The sequence below is a fragment of the Pseudomonas sp. FSL R10-0399 genome, assembly GCF_009600165.1.
Classification (GTDB): domain Bacteria; phylum Pseudomonadota; class Gammaproteobacteria; order Pseudomonadales; family Pseudomonadaceae; genus Aquipseudomonas; species Aquipseudomonas helleri.
On record NZ_WIWK01000112.1, the window covers coordinates 1 to 19,288 of the forward strand.

Below are 19,288 nucleotides of genomic sequence, written 5' to 3' on the forward strand. Positions count from 1 at the left end.
TGGGGGATGCTGAAGATACTCGGCGGCCTGTTTGCTGCGCGACAGCGCGGCGTCGAAGACGGGGCGGCCCCTCCTACGAGGTGGAGAGTTGTCGCAGGTGCGCCTGCAAAAACTCCACACACACCCGCAACTTGCCAGAATTGGCCAACCGCGTCGGGTACACCGCCCATACATCAGCGCTTTGCCGGTAGTCGGCCAGCACCTGCACCAGCCGCCCTTGGTCCAGCAGCGGTTTTACATCCCACATCGAGCGCAGCAACACACCCCGCCCGTCCAGCGCCCACTGCAATACGATTTCGCCGCTGTTGGAAGACAGCGGCCCGCTGACCCTCACGCTGGCTTCACCTTCCGGGCCTTGCAGTTGCCAGATACCAAATGCGTTGTCGCGCTCTTTTAGCACCAGGCAATCGTGCTGCTGCAAATCTTGCAGCGACTCAGGCACGCCCCGGCGCTTGAGGTAGTCGGGCGAGGCGCACAGTACGCGGTTGTTGGTGACCAGACGACGGCCGATGTGTTGACCGGCAATGTCATCGCCCACATGGATTTCCAGGTCGAACCCTTCATGCACAATGTCCACCACGCGATCAAACACATCGAGGCGGATTTCCAGTTCCGGGTATTGCTCGGCCAGTAACGAAATGGCCGGCGCGACATGGTTGCGGCCAAAGCCAAAGCTGCTGCACAGGTGCAGACGGCCACGGGGCTCTGTATGCGCTTCGGACAGTTCGTCCTGCAACTGCTGAACATCGTCGAGGATGCGCACCGCCCAGCGCTGCACCCGCTCACCATCGTCTGTCAGGGCGACACGTCGACTGGTGCGGTGCAGCAAGCGGCTGCCAAGGGTGGTTTCGAGGATCTGGATACGTTTGCTGACATAGGCCGGGGACAATCCCAGCTCTTCTGCCGCCGCGGCAAAGCCACCCTTGCGCACAACCGTAAGGAACACCCGCAGGTCTTCAGGCAACGGCGCAGTGTCTTTTTTGGGCGGCATGGTCATGAACGCGTGGCGACAAGAATGCAGAGAATAGCTCAGCGCAAAAAAGGCAGCACGTGCTCAAGCAGCAATTGGGGGACTTCCTCGCCAATGTAGTGCCCGCACGGTAACGCCTGGCCACGCACATCGGTTGCGACTTTCTGCCATTCGGCCAGCGGGTCGAAACAGCGTCCGACCGTCCCTTGCGCGCCCCACAGCACCAGCACCGGCAGGTTCAGGTGCCGACCGGCGTCGATGTCTTCGCGGTCATGCTCAAGGTCAATGCCGGCGCTGGCGCGGTAGTCCTCGCAAATCCCACGCGCTGTACCCGGCAATTGAATGCAGCGCACGTATTCGGCCAGCGCGGGCGCCGTAAACGGCTGCAAACCGGCGCTGCGACTGCCCATCACGCTCAACAGGTATTGCTCGGGGTCGGCTTCGATCAGGCGCTCCGGCAGCGGCGCCGGGCGAATCAAAAAGAACCAGTGCCAGTAAGCCCGGGCAAAGGCTTCGTCGGTCTGCGCGTACATCGCCAGCGTCGGGGCGATGTCGAGCATCACCAAACGGCTGACGGCCTGCGGGTGATCCAGCGCCAGACGATGAGCCACACGGGCGCCGCGATCATGGGCAAGCACCGAGAACTGCTCAAAGCCCAGACTGTGCATTAACGCCAGCGAATCGCGGGCCATTTCACGCTTGCTGTAGTTGCTGTGATCGGCCACTGCTGCGGGCTTTTCGCTGTCGCCGTAACCGCGCAAGTCGGCCGCGATCACCGTGAAGTGCTCCGCCAATTGCTCAGCGACTTTGTGCCAGATGACATGCGTTTGCGGGTGACCATGGATCAACAACAAACCCGGCCCGCTGCCGCCGATACGGTAGGCAATGTGAACGCCGTTGACCTGGCGCTGAGCTGTTTGAAATCCCGCGAACATGAGGCTGCTCCTTCTAATGGTCAGCCCATGCTAGGGCCCTCAATTTTTGCAGCAAGGGCCAAACCGTGGCGGCTCGGTTCATGAAGTGTGAAACATCGCACCGCTCCCCCTCATTGAGCGGGCAAGAACACACAGGCGGTCAAACCGCCCCCTTCACGATTGCTCAGCGTCAGGCTGCCCTTGTGGCTGACGGCGATGCGTTTGGCGATACTCAGGCCCAAACCAAAACCGCCGGACTGATCGTTGCGCGAGTGATCGGCGCGCACAAACGGGTCGGTGATCGACTGCAACACCGCTGGCGCGATGCCCGGCCCGCGATCGTTGATGCGCAACGTCACGCCGCTAGACGAGCGATCGACCTCAAGGGTGATGTCGCGGGCATAGGCTTGTGCGTTTACCAGCAAGTTCTGCAAGCAACGGTGCAACAGCACGCCGTTGGCGTAGATCATCCCGCCCCGGCCGCTGACCGGCAACGGCTCGGCGGGGGTCGACAACTCTGCGCACAGAGTGCGCAACACGCTGTCGACATCAATGAACTGGCACGTGTGCTGGTTGGCGCTCTGCAAATAGACGAGTACCTGGGTAATCATCTTGTCCATTTGGTAGATGTTCTGCTTCAAGCGCTCACGCTGATCAACATCGCTCAACCGCTCGATGCGCAAGCGCATGCGGGTCAATGGCGTGCGCAGGTCGTGGGACACCGCCGCGAGAAAAAAGCTCTGGTCATTGACCATCGCAACAATCTGTTTTTGCATGGCGTTAAAGGTCTGGGCGGCCTGGCGAACCTCCAGCGGCCCTTCAACCGCCAACGGCTTCTGATCCAGGTTATCGCCCAGCGCATTGGCGGCATCACTCAGCCGTTTAAGCGGGCGCAGGCACAGCCGCACCGCCAGCCAGCACATCCCGATCACGCCGATAATGCGCACCACATAGACCCGCAGAATGTAGTCGGCAATCAACGCCCACGCCGACTCGCCGCTCCAGCCCTGCAACTCGTGCCCCTCGATGCTCAACCAGTGACCGTCGGCCAGCGGCACCGCGAAGTCGATATGCGCCGTGGCCGTTTGCAGGCCAAACAGGCTACGCCAGACCAGCGGCTGGCCCTCGGCATCGGTGAGGTCGACCTCGATCATTTCAACCGTGGGCTCTTGCCCCAATTCATACGCCAGCGCCTGCTTCAACAGCAGCGCTGTGCGTCGGGCAGCACGGTCGTTCTCAGGTTGGCTATCGGGTTTCGCGGCCAGGCACGTGACCGTGTAATTGGCCGGGGCTGTCTGCGGCTGCCCCGGCAAACAACCGGGCTGGTCAATCAGTGGAGCGGTGCGGCTGGCCATTAACCGGACCGGGGCTTCGAGCACCTGTGCATAACGCACGTCGAACCAGATGCTGCTCGACAACAATTGAATGGCCAGCGTGCCGCTGACCAGAATCAGCGTCAGTTGGCCAAACAAGGTTTTCGGCCACAGGCGCCTCAACCCCTTCAACAGCAGGTCGCGCACCGGGCTAAACCGCCGCTTCAGGGCTGGAGACGCTCAACAGGTAGCCTTCATTGCGCACGGTCACGATCTGCACGGGCCCGTCCTTGAAATGCTGGCGCAGGCGGCTGATGCACATGTCGATCGAGCGATCGTCGGGCGCGTATTCACGGCCCATTGCACTCAGCGTTAATTGATCGCGGGACAGCACCTGCTCACGGGCCTGGAGCAAATCACGCAACACCCTGAAATCGGAGCGCGGCAAGGTCAGGGCCTGTCCATCCGGGGTGTGCAGCAGGCGCTTTACATCATCGAGACGATAACCGGCGAACTCGCGCTGGGTGGTGACCGGGCGATCCACGACGGGCTCGGCCCGTATTTGCCGGCGCATCACCGCCTTGATTCTGGCCACCAGCTCACGGGGCTCGAAAGGCTTGGTCAAGTAATCATCGGCGCCCACCTCCAGGCCAATGATGCGATCCAGCGCTGAGCCTTTGGCCGACAGCATGATCACGCTCAGGCCGGGGCGCGACTGCAACTGGCGGCACAGGCTGAGGCCGTCTTCGCCCGGCAGCATGACGTCCAGCACCACCAGATCGACAGCCTGGCGCTCAAGGTGCGCCCACATCTCCAGGCCATCGGCGGCGGCCAGCACCTGATCGCCGTTCTCACTCAGGTAGTCGCACAACAACTCGCGGATTTCATCGTCGTCATCCACCACCAACAGCGTCTTGGCGGCCGCGAGGAATTTGGGGGTGGGCAAAACGTACTGCTCATTACATTCCATTACATACCCACACATATCCGTAATAGTGCCTGACGGCGCGATGCCTAAAATGCTACCAAACATTATCTGCAAATACGAAGTATTACCAATGACAACGCAGGGCATGATGACGGACCTCTCAGCACGACCATTGATGTTAAGCACCCCTTCTCGCCTTTCAGCACCCCGCAGCCCTGTCGCAATCATGGTCGCCATGGGCATCAGTGCAATGCTCGGCATGGCCAGCCAACAGGTTGGCGCCGCGTCGCTGGAACTCGACACCCTGAATGTCCAGGGCACCCAGCCCACCGCCGATGAAAGCAGCGGCCAACTGGGTTACACCGTCAAGAGCACCACCAGCTCGACGGGCATGAAACTCACCCCGCGCCAGACGCCGCAGTCGGTCACCACCATCACCCAGGAACAAATGGCCGACCGCCAGATCACCAATATCGAGCAAGCGCTGGACAGTGCACCCGGCATCACCATGAGCAAGTCGGAAGTGGGCGGGCGCACCGAGTACCGGGCACGCGGCTATCCGATTACCAACTGGAAAACCGACGGCCTGCAGTTCCCGGGCGGCTCGGACTTCAGCGGCGCCGGCAACTCGCTGAACATGGACATGTACGAACGTATCGACATCGTTCGCGGCGCCAATGGCCTGCTGGGCGGCACCGGCGATCCGTCGGCCACCGTCAACCTGATGCGCAAACGCCCCGGTTTCGAGTTTGGCGGCCGTGCTTACGCCACCTATGGCAGCTGGGACAAACGGCGCCTGGGCGCTGACCTCAACGTGCCCTTGTCAGAAGATGGCCGCTTGCGCTCGCGCCTGGTCATGACCCAAGAAGACTCCAACTCTTTCCGCGACCATCAGTCCGACCGTTCGCGGGCCGCGCTGGCCAACTTTGAATTTGACCTGACCGACGCCACAACCCTGGGCGCCGGCTATCAATACGAGTACTACAAGAACGTCGGCGGCGGTTGGGGCGCGAACATCCCGATCTGGTACGGCGATGGCAGTAAAACCCACTTGCCGCGCAGCACCAACGTGGTGCCGAGCTGGAGTTTTGGCGAATACACCACGCGTACGGCGTTCGGCTCGCTAGAGCATCGTTTTGACAATGACTGGACGCTCAACGTCAAAGCCTCGCAAAGCACCACTGAAGCCTTGAATCACCGTGGACTGGCCAAGGTTAACTCCAAAGGCGGCGGCGCATTCGGCGGCTACTGGAACCAGGATGGCACCGGCGCCGTGCTCAATGGTTTGCACAGCTCCACCGACACCACCCAGCAATCGGCACAAGTCGATGTAACCGGCCCATTCAGCCTGTTCGGCCGTACCCATCAGGCCATGTTCGGCTATAACGACAGCCGCACCGTTGCCTGGTCGCCGCAGTACCGTTGCAACATGGTCAGCGATGACCGCACCAGCGCCAGCGCATTGGGCTGCCAGTTCCGCGCCAACAACGGCTTCCCGATTACCGACTGGCACAACGGGGTGGACAGCGACTACCGGATCAACGCCTACAAAACCGGCCTGCACACCAAAACCACCACCCGCCTGCAAGGCATGTATGCGGCCACCCGCCTGAGCATTACCGACCCGTTGTCGGTAATCCTCGGCGCGCGCATCAGCGATTACAGCAGCACCACGTTGTCGACTAACGGTGCGCGCAGCAATCAACAGCAAAACGGCATCGTCACGCCTTACCTGGGCGCGGTGTATGACCTCAACGACACCTACTCGCTGTACGCCAGCTACACCGACATCTTCAGCCCGCAAAGCGAAGAAAACGCCAACGGCAACAAGATCGAGCCGATTCGCGGTCAGAGCTACGAAACCGGTATTAAAGGTGAATGGTTCGACGGCCAGGTCAATGCGCAAGCGGCCTACTTCCTGACCCGCCAGGAAAACAAGGCGGTGACCGATGGCGCCAATACCACGCCCACCGGTAACCAGGCATACACCACGGGCACTGGCGTAGAGACCGAAGGTATCGACCTCGAAGTCTCCGGCGCATTGACGCCCAACTGGAATGTCTACGGTGGCTACACCTACCTGCACTTCCGCCGTCTCAACGCCGACGGCCAAAGTGACCCGTCGCACTTGTTCAAGGCCTCGACCACCTATCGCTTGTCGGGTGCACTTGATCGCCTGACCGTGGGCACCGGCGTCACCGCGCAAACCAGCATTCGCGCCACGTCCACCCCGGCAGGCATTCCCACCAACGGTGTGAGCCGCGGCCCTACCGACGTGACCTGGGCGGGTTATGCCATCTGGAGCGCAATGGCCAAATACGACCTTACCGATGACACGGCCGTGACCCTGAATGCCAACAACCTCTTCGACAAAACCTACTACACCCGATACGGCTTCTATGCAGGCGCCATTTATGGTGATCCGCGCAGCCTGTCGTTGACCCTGAGTACTGCATTTTGAGGTCTGGCCCGATCCTTCCCCCCAGGTAAGCCACGCTTCAATGTGCAACTACCGAAGCCCGCCCTATGGCGGGCTTCGCCTATTGGGCAACGGGCAAAAAAGCCACGGTGGGAACATCACACCGTCATCAAGGTCGGTTACTTAAATAGCTCACTTTGGCGACCCGACGAAGGCTTATAAAAATGCGACATTTTTAGTTGATCTCAGCGCAGTCACGCCCTAAAGTTCGCGCCGAACATCCATGCTGGAAACGATCCATCCGGCTCAAGTACTGACGACGAGAGAGCAAGCTTTCGGCGGACATGCCTTGGGAAGTAGGCGAACCAAAGTGGGGATACGGAGGATGTTCATTTGCACCCATTGATTTATGACGTTTGCCACTAGGAGTCCCTACGTATGTCGATTCAGGTCGAAGAATATTTCGCGCGCGAAACCTTCCAAAAAATGAAGGCGTTCGCTGACACCCAAGAAACCCCGTTCGTGGTGATCGACACCGCCATGATCAGCCAGGCTTACGACGACCTGCGTGCAGGTTTCGAATTCGCCAAGGTGTACTACGCGGTCAAGGCCAACCCGGCCGTTGAAATCATCAACCTGTTGCGCGACAAAGGCTCGAGCTTCGACATCGCTTCGATTTACGAGCTGGACAAAGTGATGGCCCAGGGCGTGACCCCGGATCGCATCAGCTACGGCAATACCATCAAAAAATCCAAAGACATTCGCTACTTCTACGAAAAAGGCGTGCGCCTGTTTTCGACCGACTCCGAAGCCGACCTGCGCAACATTGCCAAGGCCGCACCGGGCTCCAAAGTCTACGTGCGCATCCTCACTGAAGGCTCGACCACGGCTGACTGGCCGCTGTCGCGCAAGTTCGGCTGCCAGACCGACATGGCCATGGACCTGCTGATCCTGGCCCGCGACCTGGGCCTGGTGCCTTACGGTATTTCGTTCCACGTGGGTTCGCAGCAGCGCGACATCAGCGTGTGGGACGCGGCCATCGCCAAAGTAAAAGTGATCTTCGAGCGCCTCAAAGAAGAAGACGGCATCGTGCTCAAGCTGATCAACATGGGTGGCGGCTTCCCGGCCAACTACATCACCCGTACCAACAGCCTGGAAACCTACGCCGAAGAAATTATTCGCTTCCTGAAAGAAGACTTTGGTGACGACCTGCCAGAAATCATTCTGGAGCCGGGCCGTTCGTTGATCGCCAACGCCGGGATTCTGGTCAGTGAAGTGGTCTTGGTCGCCCGCAAGTCGCGCACCGCTGTTGAGCGTTGGGTGTACACCGATGTCGGCAAATTCTCTGGTTTGATCGAAACCATGGACGAAGCCATCAAGTTCCCGATCTGGACTGAAAAGAAAGGCGAAATGGAAGAAGTGGTCATCGCCGGTCCTACCTGCGACAGCGCCGACATCATGTACGAAAACTACAAATACGGCCTGCCACTCAACCTGGCCATCGGTGATCGCCTGTACTGGTTGTCGACCGGCGCCTACACCACCAGCTACAGCGCTGTTGAGTTCAATGGCTTCCCGCCACTGAAGTCGTTCTACCTGTAAGCCTTACAGAAAAACCTCCCTGGATTGGCCTCCGGGGAGGTTTTTTTATGGCCTGACGGCGCCGCCGATGGGTGTCACACCGCCTGCTGCAAGGTGTTGATTCGCGCTTGATACACCTCACCCATGGCCCGAATGGCCGGCTCTTTGGCTTCAAGCAACGCGGTGCGGCTGACCCGCAAAAACTTCAGGTTGCCGATGGCCTGGGCACGCTCCAGCCAGACCAGAGCACCCTCTACATCACCGCGCTCGGCCAGCACGGCAGCGTGGCTGAATTGCCCGCGAAAATCACCGGCATGGGCGGAGCGTTCATACCATTGGCGCGCGGCCTGCGGGTCTGCCGGGCAATAACGACCGTCTTCAAGGTAGCGACCCAGCAAGTTCATTGACTTGGCGTGGCCCAAATACGCGGCTTCGCGGTATAGCGCAAACGCTGCGTACTGGTCTTGCACCACACCGCGCCCGGTCGCCAGCAAGTTAGCGTAGTTGTACAGCCCCCAATCGAGCCCGCCCTGAGCTGCCAGGCGGTAATGGCTGGCGGCCGCGCGCTCATCCAGCTCGCATCCCCAGCCATGTTCAAGGCAGCGCCCGAGCATGTTGCGCGCCATCAAGTGCCCGCCGTTGGCGGCAATGGCGAACCAGCGAAAGGCCAGCGGCACATCGCGCTCAATACCCTGCCCTTCCAGCAGGATCTGGCCGAGCAGCGCTTGTCCTTCAAGAATGCCTTGCTTGGCAGCCATCAAAATGGCTTGTGCGGCACGGGCCGGGTTCTCGGCGAGCATGCTTTGTAGTTGCTCGCCGCTGAGCAGTTCTTCGCGGCGTAATTGAAAGCTCATGGCTTACACCTCAACCCAGCGGCGCAACAGGTTGTGGTAGGTGCCGGTGAGTTGAATCAGTGACGGGTGATCGGGCACATCGCGTGTCAATTGCTGAATGGCGTTGTCCATCTCGAACAGCAAGGTGCGCTGGCTGTCTTCACGGACCAGGCTTTGGGTCCAGAAAAACGAGGCAAAACGGGCGCCGCGGGTCACCGCGTTGACCTTGTGCAAACTGGTGCCGGGGTACAGCACCATATCCCCCGCCGGGAACTTGACCTGCTGCACACCGTAGGTGTCCTGGATCACCAGCTCCCCGCCGTCGTAGTCCTGCGGGTCACTGAAAAACAGGGTAGCCGACAGGTCCGTGCGCACCCGCTCCGGGCTGCCCTTGGGCTGGCGCACCGCGTTGTCGATATGAAAGTCGAAACTTCCGCCCCCGGTGTAGCAGTTGATCAGCGGCGGGAACACTTTGTGCGGCAAGGCCGCCGACATGAACAACGGGTTTTGCCACAAGCGCTCAATCATCGCCGCGCCGATTTCCTTGGCCAGCGGGTGACCTTCGGGCAATTGCAAGTTGTGCTTGGCTTTGGCGGACTGATACCCGGCGGTGATTTTGCCGTCGGCCCACTCTGTCGCTATCAACGCCTCACGGATGCGCTGGACTTCTTCACGGGAGAACAAGCCGGGAATGTGCAGCAGCATGGCGCGATACCTGAACAAGAGAAGGGTGCCAATGGTATTGATTCTTATTGATCGTGTAAAACTTTGTTAAAAAGTCGGGAGACGAATAGCCTTGCAAAACCCGTAACGGCAAATTGTAAAGAATGTAAATTTAGCGCGAATAGTAATCCCTCTCAATTGTTAGGAGGAATTGTTTGCACTATATTCCGCCCTCAAATTCCGGGGGGAGGGATCTTCACATGTCACGCCAACGTATAAAAATACCTGCCAATTCACCGCGTTTATTGGTTTCGGCCATTGGTGTAGCGCTCACGGCAACCTCTGCCAACCAGATGGCCCAGGCCGCTGAAAGCACCGAAAAGCCAGCGCAGGGCAACAGTATTTCTTTGGGTGCAACCACCGTTACCGGTGAGCAGACCCAGCAGTCGTACCAGACAGAAAAAGCCAGCTCCCAGAAGTACACCGCGCCGCTGGTCGACACGCCGCGCTCGGTCACCGTCATTCCGCAGCAAGTGCTGCAAGACACCGCCGCCACCTCGCTGCAAGACGCCCTGCGCACCGTACCGGGTGTGACATTTGGCGCCGGCGAAGGCGGCAACCCACAAGGCGACCGTCCTTTTATTCGTGGCTTTGACGCCCAGGGCGATACCTACCTGGATGGCGTGCGCGACGCAGGCGGGCAAACCCGCGAAATTTTTGACATCGAATCAATCGAAGTCAGCAAAGGCCCGAACTCGTCTTTCGGTGGCCGCGGCTCGGCGGGCGGTAGCTTGAACCTGGTGAGCAAGACCCCAAAACTGGGCGACTTCCTCAACGGTGGCTTCACCTACGGCTCAGACCAGACCCGCCGCTACACCGTCGACATCAACCGTCAGTTCCTAGACACCGCCGCGTTCCGTCTGAACCTGATGAGCCACGAGCAAAACGTCGCGGGCCGTGATTCGGTCAACTACGACCGCTGGGGCATCGCTCCCTCGCTGACCTTCGGCCTGGGCACCGACACCCGTCTGAACCTCAGCTACTACCACCTCAAAAGCGACGACCTGCCAGATTCGGGCATTCCTTACGGCTACGGCAGCGCGTCTAAAACCGCCGCGCACGTACACGACAAACCGGACGACGGCGGCAACAGCAATAACTTCTACGGCCTCAAAGACCGCGATTTCCGCAAGACCCGTGTCGACATCAGCACCATCACGTTCGAACACGACTTCAACGATTCGATGACCGTGAAGAACACCTTCCGTCACGGCAACACCGGCCAGGACTACATCCTGACCCAGCCAGACGACAGCCAGCACAACGTGAACCAGTACGGCACCGTTTGGCGCCGCGCCAACACCCGTGTGTCGACGACCCAGACCACCACCAACCAGACTGACCTGTACGGTAACTTCAACCTGGCGGGCTTCAAGAACACCTACTCCACCGGTGTTGAGTTCACTCGCGAAGAAACCCGCGCCAGCGGCTACACCGTGACGCCGAACAGCAACCCTAATTGCACCCCGGACAAAGTCGGCAACAGCGGCGGCCAGTGCACCTCGCTGTCCCACCCGAACCCGAGTGACGAGTGGACCGGTACCGAAGCGCGCAACTACTACGGCACCAACACCGTGGGCGTGACCAAAGCTGCCTACGTGTTTGACACCCTCGAACTCGACCCGCAATGGCTGCTGAACGCCGGCCTGCGCTACGACCAGTTTGATACCACGGCGAACACCAACGCCGCGACGGGCCGTACCAAAGCCAAAAACGACAGCAACTTCTTCAACTGGCAGACCGGTCTGGTCTGGAAACCACTGGATAACGGCAGCGTTTACCTGTCCTACGCCACATCGGCCACACCGCCAGGCGGCATCGTCGGTGAAGGCGTCGAAGGTAATGGCCTGGTCACGCCGGGCAGCATCATCACCAGCGACCTGAAGCCTGAAGAAACCGTTAACTACGAACTGGGCACCAAGTGGGATGTGTTCCAGGACCGTCTGTCCCTGACCGCTGCGGTGTTCCGTACCGAGAAGAAAAACACCCGTGTCCTGACCGACTCGTACACCTATGAAAACGCCGGTAAATCCCGTGTTGACGGTATCGAACTGTCGGCCAGCGGCAAAATCACAGACAAGTGGCAAGTGTTTGCAGGCTACAGCTACCTGAAAAGCGAGCTGGTTGATCCGGGCATGAAAGCCAACCGTAACGGCAGCGTGAACACGGCTGCAGTGTCGGACAAAGGCAACGAAATGCCGAACACGCCGAAAAACAGCTTCAGCCTGTGGACCACTTATGAAGTCATGCCGAAGCTGACCATTGGCGGCGGTGCGTTCTATGTCGACGCAGTCTATGGCGACACGGCGAACACCGTTTATGTGCCGTCCTACACTCGCTACGATGCGATGGCCAGCTACAAGCTGACCAAAAACATCGACCTGCAACTGAACGTGCAAAACCTGACGGACAAAACGTACTACGACAAAGCGTATGCGGCACACTTCGCCAATCAGGCGGCAGGCCGTACAGCCTTGTTGACTACCAGCTTCCACTTCTAAGCGCGCAAGCCACTGTGGGCCAGCCCACAGCGACAACCAGTGCCCCGACCCAACCATGGCCGGGGCATTTGCGTGTAAACAACTGTGTCACGGCATAATGCGCGGTGACGCAACACATTGAGCGAGCAAGGCGGCCGTCGTGTTTAAGAAAACCCTGTTCCAGCTGCACTGGTTTTTTGGAATAACCGCAGGGCTGGTCCTGGCTCTGATGGGCATCACAGGCGCGACCGTGTCGTTTCAGGACGAGATACTGGACTGGCTCAATCCGACCGTGCTCAAGGTCCAGAAGCTCGACAGCGGCGTGCTGCCGCCTGCCGAACTGGTGCGTAAAGTCGAGGCCACCGAAGGCAAACAAGTGGCCATGATTTGGGGCGGCATTGACACCGAGAGCGCCTCGCGCATTTTTTTCACCCCGCCGCCGGGTGAACGCCGTGGCCAATTGCGCTATGTCGACCCGTACACCGGCGACTACCAGGGCGACGTCTCGGGCCTGGGCTTTTTCAACCTGATGCTGCAACTGCACCGTTTTCTGGCCATCGGTGACACCGGCCGCCAGATCACCGGGGCCTGCACCTTGATGCTGCTGTTTTTCTGCCTGTCGGGCTTGTACCTGCGCTGGCCGCGCAAGGCATTGAACTGGCGCGCCTGGCTGACCCTGGACTGGGCGAAAAAAGGCCGCAGCTTCAACTGGGACCTGCACGCGGTGGCCGGCACCTGGTGCTTGATCTTTTACCTGTTGGTCGCCCTGACCGGCTTGTCCTGGTCCTACGAGTGGTACAACAAAGGCCTGCAAAAACTCTTCTCCGACAGCCCGAATGCCGAGCAACGCAAAGGTGGACGTGGCGGCCCATCCGCGCCCGGAGTCGCCCCCTTGGTTGCCGATTACGACGCAATCTGGGCCAGTATCCAGAAAGCCGCCGGGCCCGACCTGAGCGTGTATAACGTGCGCATGCCGCCTGGTGCTGGCCTGCCCGCTACGGTTTTCTATCTATTGAAAACCTCGCCCCATGAGCGCGCGTTCAACCAGATCACCCTCGACCCGGCCACCGGCGTGGTGAAGCGCGTTGATCGCTATGACGATAAAAGCTACAAGGCGCAACTGCTGACCAGCATCTACGCCCTGCACACCGGCAGCTACTGGGGCATCACCGGGCGTGTGCTGGTCACCGTTGCGTCCCTGACCATGCCGCTGTTCTTTATTACCGGCTGGTTGCTGTACCTGGACCGTCGGCGCAAAAAGCGTCAGGTCAAACAGGCGCGACAGGGCTTTAGCGACACCCAGATCGATGCGCCGTCCTGGCTGATCGGCTTTGCCAGCCAAAGCGGTTTTGCCGAGCAACTGGCCTGGCAAACCGCCGGGCAATTGCAGGCGGCGGGCTTGCCGGTGCGCGTCCAGCCATTGGCCGCCGTCAGCGAAGAAGACTTGCAGCAGACCAGCAATGCCTTGTTTGTGGTCAGCACCTTTGGCGATGGCGAAGCCCCGGACAGCGCGCGCGGCTTTGAACGCAAAATCCTCGGCCAACCGCTTGGCCTCAGCGCCCTCAAGTACTCGGTACTGGCCTTGGGTGATCGCCAGTACCCGCACTTCTGCGGCTTTGCCACCCGTATCCAGCAATGGCTGACCGAGCGTGGGGCGCAATCGTTGTTCAGCCCGGTGCAGGTCGACAGTGGCGACCCCGAAGCCCTGCATCACTGGCAAGTGCACCTCAGCCAGCTTACAGGCGCTGTGCCCGGCGCCAACTGGCAAGCGCCGAGCTACAACAACTGGACCCTTGAGCAGCGACAACTGCTTAACCCTGACAGCAGCGGTTCCGGGGTTTACCTGCTAGGCCTCAGCGCGCCTGACGCCAGCTTTACCTGGCAAGCAGGTGACCTGGTTGAAGTAATGCCAAGGCAGTCGACCTGGGCGGTTGAACACCTGCTCGACGGGCTGGGCTTGTCGGCACACACACTGGTGCACCTGGACGGCCTGCAAGAAACCCTCGCTCAAGCGTTGGCCAGCCGCCAATTGCCAGAGAATCGCGGGCACTTGGTCGGCCTCCACGCTCAGGCGCTGGTCGACGCCCTGATCCCGTTGAACATGCGCGAATACTCGATTGCCTCCATCCCCCAGGACGGCGTGCTGCAACTGATCGTGCGCCAGGAGCGCCATCCCGATGGCAGCCTGGGCCTGGGGTCAGGTTGGCTGACCGAACACGCACCACTGGGCGCGGCGATCAGCCTGCGGCTGCGGCGCAACAGCGGCTTCCACCTGCCTGCCGAACCTTGCCCGCTGATCTTGCTGGGTAACGGCACCGGGCTTGCCGGGCTGCGCAGTTTGCTCAAGGCCCGAATCGCCCAGGGTCAGCAGCCAAACTGGTTATTGTTTGGCGAACGCAATGCTGCGCACGACTTCTACTGCCGTGACGAACTGCAAGGATGGTTGGCCAGTGGCGAGTTGGCCCGACTGGACCTGGCCTTCTCGCGGGACCAGGCGCACAAGGTGTATGTGCAAGACAGGCTGCACGAGGCCGCCGATGAACTGCGTCGTTGGCTGGCAGACGGTGCGGCCATTTACATCTGCGGCAGCCTGAACGGCATGGCAGCGGGCGTGGATCAAACGCTGATCGACCTGCTCGGGGCTGATGCGGTGCAACAGCTGATCGAACAAGGGCGTTATCGCCGGGATGTTTATTGATCGATAAACACCGCCCTGATTAGTATCAGGGCGGTGTTTGTGAACCGAATCCTTTTTATTTACTGCCTGATTTTTTTAAAGACAAACACTGCGGCCTGGAGCAACCGTTTGTGTTTTGACACGCCAGGGTACAACTGTAGCCAGGGTGTTGTTTATTGTTTGCATCAATCAAGATGCAAGTATCCGAAGTTCCTCCCTCAACTCTGCCATTGGCATTTTTATCCACACCGATAAACAGACACAACGCCGAGCCGCCACCAATCGGTAACATGTCACACGCCACCCCGCCCAGCAGCGCCGGGCCGCCGTTGCAAAGCGCTGCGCCATACGCGGGGGCTACAGCGCCCAGCAGAATAAATAACGCGCTGCCGATAGAGTTGATAGCAGATCTTTTTAAACTGCTTCTACCTGCATAACTACTCATAACTGGTTCCTTTAAGTAAAACAGGCATTAAAAAACGCCTGTTTTACAAAACTAGGCAAATAACCAATCAATGATGCAATCGAAGGATATTAAAGAAATTTCTTACGGAAAATACTGTTCATTCTGTAGGAGCGAGCTTGCCTCGCGATCTTTTGATCTTTTAAAAGATCGCGAGACAAGCTCGCTCCTACAGCGCTCGAATTGAACCTCTGCCTTAAGCCTTGGCCGTTTCCAGCGCCATGTCCACGGGCTCCGGGCGTTTGATCAGGGCGTAGACCACTGCGGTCACCAGGCTACCGGCCACGATCGCCAGCAAGTACAGCAACGCGTGGTTGATGGCATTCGGGATCAACAGCACGAACAACCCGCCGTGCGGCGCCATCAGTTTGCAGCCGAAGTACATCGACAACGCCCCCGTCAGCGCACCGCCCACGACGCTTGCCGGGATCACCCGCAGCGGGTCTTTGGCCGCAAACGGGATCGCGCCTTCCGAGATAAAGCACAGCCCCAGCACCATCGCCGCCTTGCCCGCTTCACGCTCGGTCTGGGCGAATTTGCGACGTGCAATCAGGGTCGCGATGCCTAACCCAATCGGCGGCACCATGCCCGCCGCCATGGTCGCAGCCATCGGTGCATAACTTTGCGAGGCCAGCAAACCGACCGAAAACGCATACGCCGCTTTGTTGATCGGCCCGCCCAGGTCGACACACATCATGCCGCCCAGCAACACGCCCAACAGGATCGCGTTGGTGGTGCCCATGCTGTCGAGAAAATGCGTCAGGCCTTCGAGCATGCCGGCCACCGGCTTGCCGACCACGTAGATCATCACCAGCCCGGTGAACAAGCTGGCAAACAACGGGATGATCAAAATCGGCTTCAGCGCTTCAAGGCTTTGCGGCAACCGCGCATAACGGCTGATCGCCTTGGCGCAGTAACCGGCAATAAAACCGGCAATGATCCCGCCAATAAAACCAGCCCCCAAGGTGCTCGCCAACAAGCCGCCAATCATCCCCGGCGCCAGGCCTGGACGGTCGGCAATCGAGTAGGCGATGTAACCCGCCAGCAACGGCACCATCAATTTAAAGGCCGCATCCCCGCCGATTTGCATCAGCGCCGCAGCCAGGGTGCCCGGTTCTTTATAAGCGGTAATGCCAAACACAAAGGACAACGCGATCAGCAAGCCGCCCGCCACCACCATCGGCAGCATGAACGACACGCCAGTCAGCAGGTGTTTGTAAACGCCGGTTTTCTCTTGCTTGGCCGGTGCCGCACCGCCGGTTGCCGCGCTCTCTTGCCGACCTTCGGCCAGGGCTTTTTTCAGCGTGGCTTCAGCCTGTTTAAGCGCAATACCGGTGCCGCAGCGGTAGATTTTCTTGCCCGCAAAACGCTCAGTCGGGACTTCAATATCAGCCGCCAACAGCACCACGTCCGCGTCGCTGATGGCCTGGGCACTCAACGGGTTGCGGGCGCCAACCGAGCCTTGGGTCTCGACCTGCAAGTCGTAGCCCAAGCGCTTGGCCGCCTGTTGCAAGGCTTCTGCCGCCATAAAGGTGTGCGCCACGCCCGTCGGGCAGGCGGTCACGGCAACAATTTTAGGCGCGTGGGCCTGCTCGGTAACCTCAGCCTCAACGCTGGGGGCGGTGTACACCTGGGCTTCGTTGACGCCACGCAGCAACACGGCTTCAACATCTTGCAGAGCCTGGGCCGGGCTGCTCTGGAAAACCCGTTTGCCAATAAAACGCTGCATGTCCAACGGCGTGCTGCTGACCACCAGCACCCACTCGGCTTCGTCGATTGTCGCCTTGGACAACTGACGTTCCGGGTGCTTGGGGTCATGCACTTCTACGCTGGTGCTCCAGCCCTGACGCTGCGCGGCGGCATCGAGCAAGCGGGCACACAGCACGCTGGTCACCATGCCGTTGGGGCAGCCCGTCACAATGGCTAATTTCATGTGTATTCCTCTTATTCTTGTGCCAAGGCGCGGACGTTGACGCCGCTTTCGAGCGTCACTAACTGCAGCGCATCGCTGATTCCAAAACCGATCTGGGTGACCGCCATTGCCGCAATCGCGGTTGCGCTGCGCAGGGTCTGTTCCGGGCTGTGGCCGCTGATCAGGCCGTGCACCATGCCCGCCAGCAGCGAATCACCCGCACCGACCGTACTTGCCACACGCACTTTGGGTGGCAGCGCCTGCAAGGGTTGAGTCCCGCGGCTGAACCAGTTCACGCCGTCAGCCCCGTGAGAAATCACCACATGGGAAATCCCCAGGGTCTGTAACTCGGTGGCAGCTGCGACTTGCGATGCCACGCTGCTGACCGGGTGGCCCAGCGCTTCACTGAGTTCTTCGGCATTCGGTTTGACCAGCCACGGGCCTGCACGCAAGCCTTCTTTCAAGGCTTCACCACTGGTGTCCAAAATCACTTTGCAGCCCAAGGCTTTGAGGCGCAGCACCAATTCGCGCAACCACTGCGCGCTGACGCCACGTGGCAAGCTGCCCGCCACCACCACCGCATCATGGCTGGCGGCAATGTGGTCGAGTTTGTCGAGCAAGGCGTGTTGCGCCAGATCGTTCACGTGCGGGCCAGGGCCATTGATGTCCGTGACGCGGCCATCGTCTTCGGCAAGCTTGATGTTGCTGCGAGTTTCGCCCGGCACGCGGATAAACGCGTCGGCAAAACCACGGCGCGCAAACAGCGCGTTGAAGGCTTGCTGATTGTCTTCGCCCAGAAAGCCGCTGACGGTCAGCGAGTGGCCAAGGTCGGCCAGCACTTGCGCCACGTTGAGGCCCTTGCCCGCCGCATGGCTGAGCAAGGCCTGGCTGCGATTGACTTCACCGGGTTCCAGGTGCGGCACGCGCACGGTCAAGTCCAGCGCCGGGTTAAGGGTGATGGTGAGAATTCTGGCCATTACAGGGCCTCTACCAATGCGCGGACTTCGTCCGGGCTGCCGACGCTCAGGGCCTGTTCGGCCAGTGTTTTAAGACGTTCCATGTTCAACTCACGTACTCGTGCTTTAACTTCAGGGATGCTGCGGGCCGAGACGCTGAGTTCATCCACACCCATGCCCACCAGCACTGGCACCGCCAATGGGTCGGCCGCCAATTCACCGCACACACCCACCCATTTGCCATGGGCATGGGCGGCGCGAACGGTGATGTCGATCAGTTGCAGCACTGCCGGGTGCAAGCCATCGGCTTGTGCCGACAAGGTCGGGTGACCACGGTCGATGGCCAGCGTGTATTGCGTCAGGTCGTTGGTGCCGACACTGAAAAAGTCGACTTCCTTGGCCAGTACCGGCGCCAGCAAGGCGGCAGAAGGCACTTCGACCATGATCCCCAACTGCAAGTCAGCCACCGGGATTTCCAGACGCAGACGCTCAGTCATGTCCCGCGCCGCACGCCATTCAGCCACGCTGCCGACCATCGGGAACATGATGCGCAGCGGGCGGTTGTCAGCCGAGCGCAACAGCGCGCGCAATTGGCTTTCCATAATCTGCGGGCGCTGCAACGTCAGACGAATGCCGCGCACCCCCAAAAACGGGTTTTCTTCTTTCTCGATAGGCCAGTATGGCAGGGGTTTGTCGCCACCCACGTCCAACGTGCGCACTACCAAAGGTCGCCCATGCAGGTCGTCCAGCACACGGCGGTACTCGGCTTCCTGGGTCGCTTCGTCCGGCGCCTGCGGGTGGGCCATAAAAATCAGCTCGGTGCGCAACAGGCCAATGCCTTCAGCGCCCTGCTCAACCGCGGTGGCCACACCTTTGCTCTCACCGATGTTGGCGAACACTTCAACGGCGTGCCCGTCCAGGGTGACGGCGGGTTGATGGCGCAACTCCGAGGCGGCCAGCAAGCGTTGTTCACGGCTGTCACGCTCATCGAGGGCGCGTTGCAGGGCATCCGCATCGGGGGCCACGTGCAAGCGGCCACGCTGGCCGTCGATCAACAATTGCGTGCCCGGCGCCAGCAACAACACGGCTTCACCGGCACCCACCAGGGCAGGAATGCCC

At 60.1% G+C, this 19,288-nt stretch carries 14 protein-coding genes; 4 read left to right on the forward strand and 10 right to left on the reverse strand.

From position 1 onward, the window contains the following. Positions 1–73 precede the first annotated feature (73 nt). The 4 genes from GHO41_RS23925 to GHO41_RS23940 form a co-directional block, all read right to left on the reverse strand. Positions 74–991: a LysR substrate-binding domain-containing protein gene (locus GHO41_RS23925; protein ID WP_048367797.1), complete on the reverse strand. Its 918-nt coding sequence runs from the start codon at positions 989–991 to the stop codon at positions 74–76. Positions 992–1,029: 38 nt separating this feature from the next. Continuing rightward, the gene (locus GHO41_RS23930) at positions 1,030–1,905 is read right to left on the reverse strand and encodes an alpha/beta fold hydrolase (RefSeq protein WP_153434813.1); all 876 of its coding nucleotides are present in this window, start codon (positions 1,903–1,905) and stop codon (positions 1,030–1,032) included. Positions 1,906–2,015: 110 nt separating this feature from the next. After that, a complete protein-coding gene (locus GHO41_RS23935) occupies positions 2,016–3,389 on the reverse strand; it encodes an ATP-binding protein (protein WP_153434819.1) in 1,374 nt (457 codons plus the stop codon). Positions 3,390–3,408: 19 nt separating this feature from the next. After that, entirely contained in the window at positions 3,409–4,167 is a 759-nt protein-coding gene (locus GHO41_RS23940; protein ID WP_153434814.1) for a response regulator, read from the reverse strand. Between the two features lie 133 nt (positions 4,168–4,300). Between GHO41_RS23940 and GHO41_RS23945 the strand changes: the two genes are divergently transcribed. Further along, complete coding sequence (locus GHO41_RS23945) at positions 4,301–6,586, forward strand: TonB-dependent siderophore receptor (protein ID WP_305977942.1); 2,286 nt, start codon at positions 4,301–4,303, stop codon at positions 6,584–6,586. 396 nt (positions 6,587–6,982) lie between these two features. Next, the gene (locus GHO41_RS23950) at positions 6,983–8,146 is read left to right on the forward strand and encodes a type III PLP-dependent enzyme (RefSeq protein WP_048367284.1); all 1,164 of its coding nucleotides are present in this window, start codon (positions 6,983–6,985) and stop codon (positions 8,144–8,146) included. A gap of 74 nt (positions 8,147–8,220) precedes the next feature. On the opposite strand, the gene GHO41_RS23955 is transcribed toward GHO41_RS23950, so the two are convergent. Further along, a complete protein-coding gene (locus tag GHO41_RS23955) occupies positions 8,221–8,979 on the reverse strand; it encodes a tetratricopeptide repeat protein (RefSeq protein WP_153434815.1) in 759 nt (252 codons plus the stop codon). A gap of 3 nt (positions 8,980–8,982) precedes the next feature. After that, the gene (locus tag GHO41_RS23960) at positions 8,983–9,663 is read right to left on the reverse strand and encodes a Fe2+-dependent dioxygenase (RefSeq protein ID WP_048367292.1); all 681 of its coding nucleotides are present in this window, start codon (positions 9,661–9,663) and stop codon (positions 8,983–8,985) included. 218 nt (positions 9,664–9,881) lie between these two features. Here GHO41_RS23960 and GHO41_RS23965 point away from each other — a divergent pair, with 218 nt between their 5' ends. Together GHO41_RS23965 and GHO41_RS23970 are read left to right on the forward strand one after the other, a co-directional pair. After that, positions 9,882–12,182, forward strand: a complete 2,301-nt coding sequence (locus tag GHO41_RS23965) for a TonB-dependent siderophore receptor (protein ID WP_153434816.1) — start codon at positions 9,882–9,884, stop codon at positions 12,180–12,182. Positions 12,183–12,321: 139 nt separating this feature from the next. Continuing rightward, positions 12,322–14,859, forward strand: coding sequence for a PepSY domain-containing protein (locus GHO41_RS23970; RefSeq protein ID WP_371929018.1), 2,538 nt, complete (start codon positions 12,322–12,324; stop codon positions 14,857–14,859). Between the two features lie 55 nt (positions 14,860–14,914). Here GHO41_RS23970 and GHO41_RS23975 read toward each other — a convergent pair whose 3' ends face one another. The 4 genes from GHO41_RS23975 to ptsP form a co-directional block, all read right to left on the reverse strand. Continuing rightward, positions 14,915–15,283, reverse strand: a complete 369-nt coding sequence (locus tag GHO41_RS23975) for a hypothetical protein (RefSeq protein WP_153434817.1) — start codon at positions 15,281–15,283, stop codon at positions 14,915–14,917. Between the two features lie 214 nt (positions 15,284–15,497). Then, complete coding sequence (locus GHO41_RS23980; protein ID WP_153336931.1) at positions 15,498–17,234, reverse strand: PTS fructose-like transporter subunit IIB; 1,737 nt, start codon at positions 17,232–17,234, stop codon at positions 15,498–15,500. An 11-nt stretch (positions 17,235–17,245) separates the two neighbouring features. Then, positions 17,246–18,190: a 1-phosphofructokinase gene (gene pfkB / locus GHO41_RS23985; RefSeq protein WP_048388025.1), complete on the reverse strand. Its 945-nt coding sequence runs from the start codon at positions 18,188–18,190 to the stop codon at positions 17,246–17,248. Beyond that, a partial coding sequence (gene ptsP / locus GHO41_RS23990) for a phosphoenolpyruvate--protein phosphotransferase (protein ID WP_153434818.1) occupies positions 18,190–19,288 on the reverse strand: 1,099 nt, incomplete at its 5' end. The genes pfkB and ptsP, both read right to left, overlap by 1 nt.

Bases quoted from the DNA above. Each gene is read 5' to 3' on its own strand.
- GHO41_RS23975 (WP_153434817.1), bottom strand. From the start codon at position 15,283: ATGAGTAGTTATGCAGGTAGAAGCAGTTTAAAAAGATCTGCTATCAAC.
- GHO41_RS23960 (WP_048367292.1), bottom strand. From the start codon at position 9,663: ATGCTGCTGCACATTCCCGGCTTGTTCTCCCGTGAAGAAGTCCAGCGC.
- GHO41_RS23980 (WP_153336931.1), bottom strand. From the start codon at position 17,234: ATGAAATTAGCCATTGTGACGGGCTGCCCCAACGGCATGGTGACCAGC.
- GHO41_RS23955 (WP_153434815.1), bottom strand. From the start codon at position 8,979: ATGAGCTTTCAATTACGCCGCGAAGAACTGCTCAGCGGCGAGCAACTA.
- GHO41_RS23940 (WP_153434814.1), bottom strand. From the start codon at position 4,167: ATGGAATGTAATGAGCAGTACGTTTTGCCCACCCCCAAATTCCTCGCG.
- GHO41_RS23945 (WP_305977942.1), top strand. From the start codon at position 4,301: ATGTTAAGCACCCCTTCTCGCCTTTCAGCACCCCGCAGCCCTGTCGCA.
- GHO41_RS23930 (WP_153434813.1), bottom strand. From the start codon at position 1,905: ATGTTCGCGGGATTTCAAACAGCTCAGCGCCAGGTCAACGGCGTTCAC.
- GHO41_RS23925 (WP_048367797.1), bottom strand. From the start codon at position 991: ATGCCGCCCAAAAAAGACACTGCGCCGTTGCCTGAAGACCTGCGGGTG.
- GHO41_RS23965 (WP_153434816.1), top strand. From the start codon at position 9,882: ATGTCACGCCAACGTATAAAAATACCTGCCAATTCACCGCGTTTATTG.
- pfkB (WP_048388025.1), bottom strand. From the start codon at position 18,190: ATGGCCAGAATTCTCACCATCACCCTTAACCCGGCGCTGGACTTGACC.
- GHO41_RS23950 (WP_048367284.1), top strand. From the start codon at position 6,983: ATGTCGATTCAGGTCGAAGAATATTTCGCGCGCGAAACCTTCCAAAAA.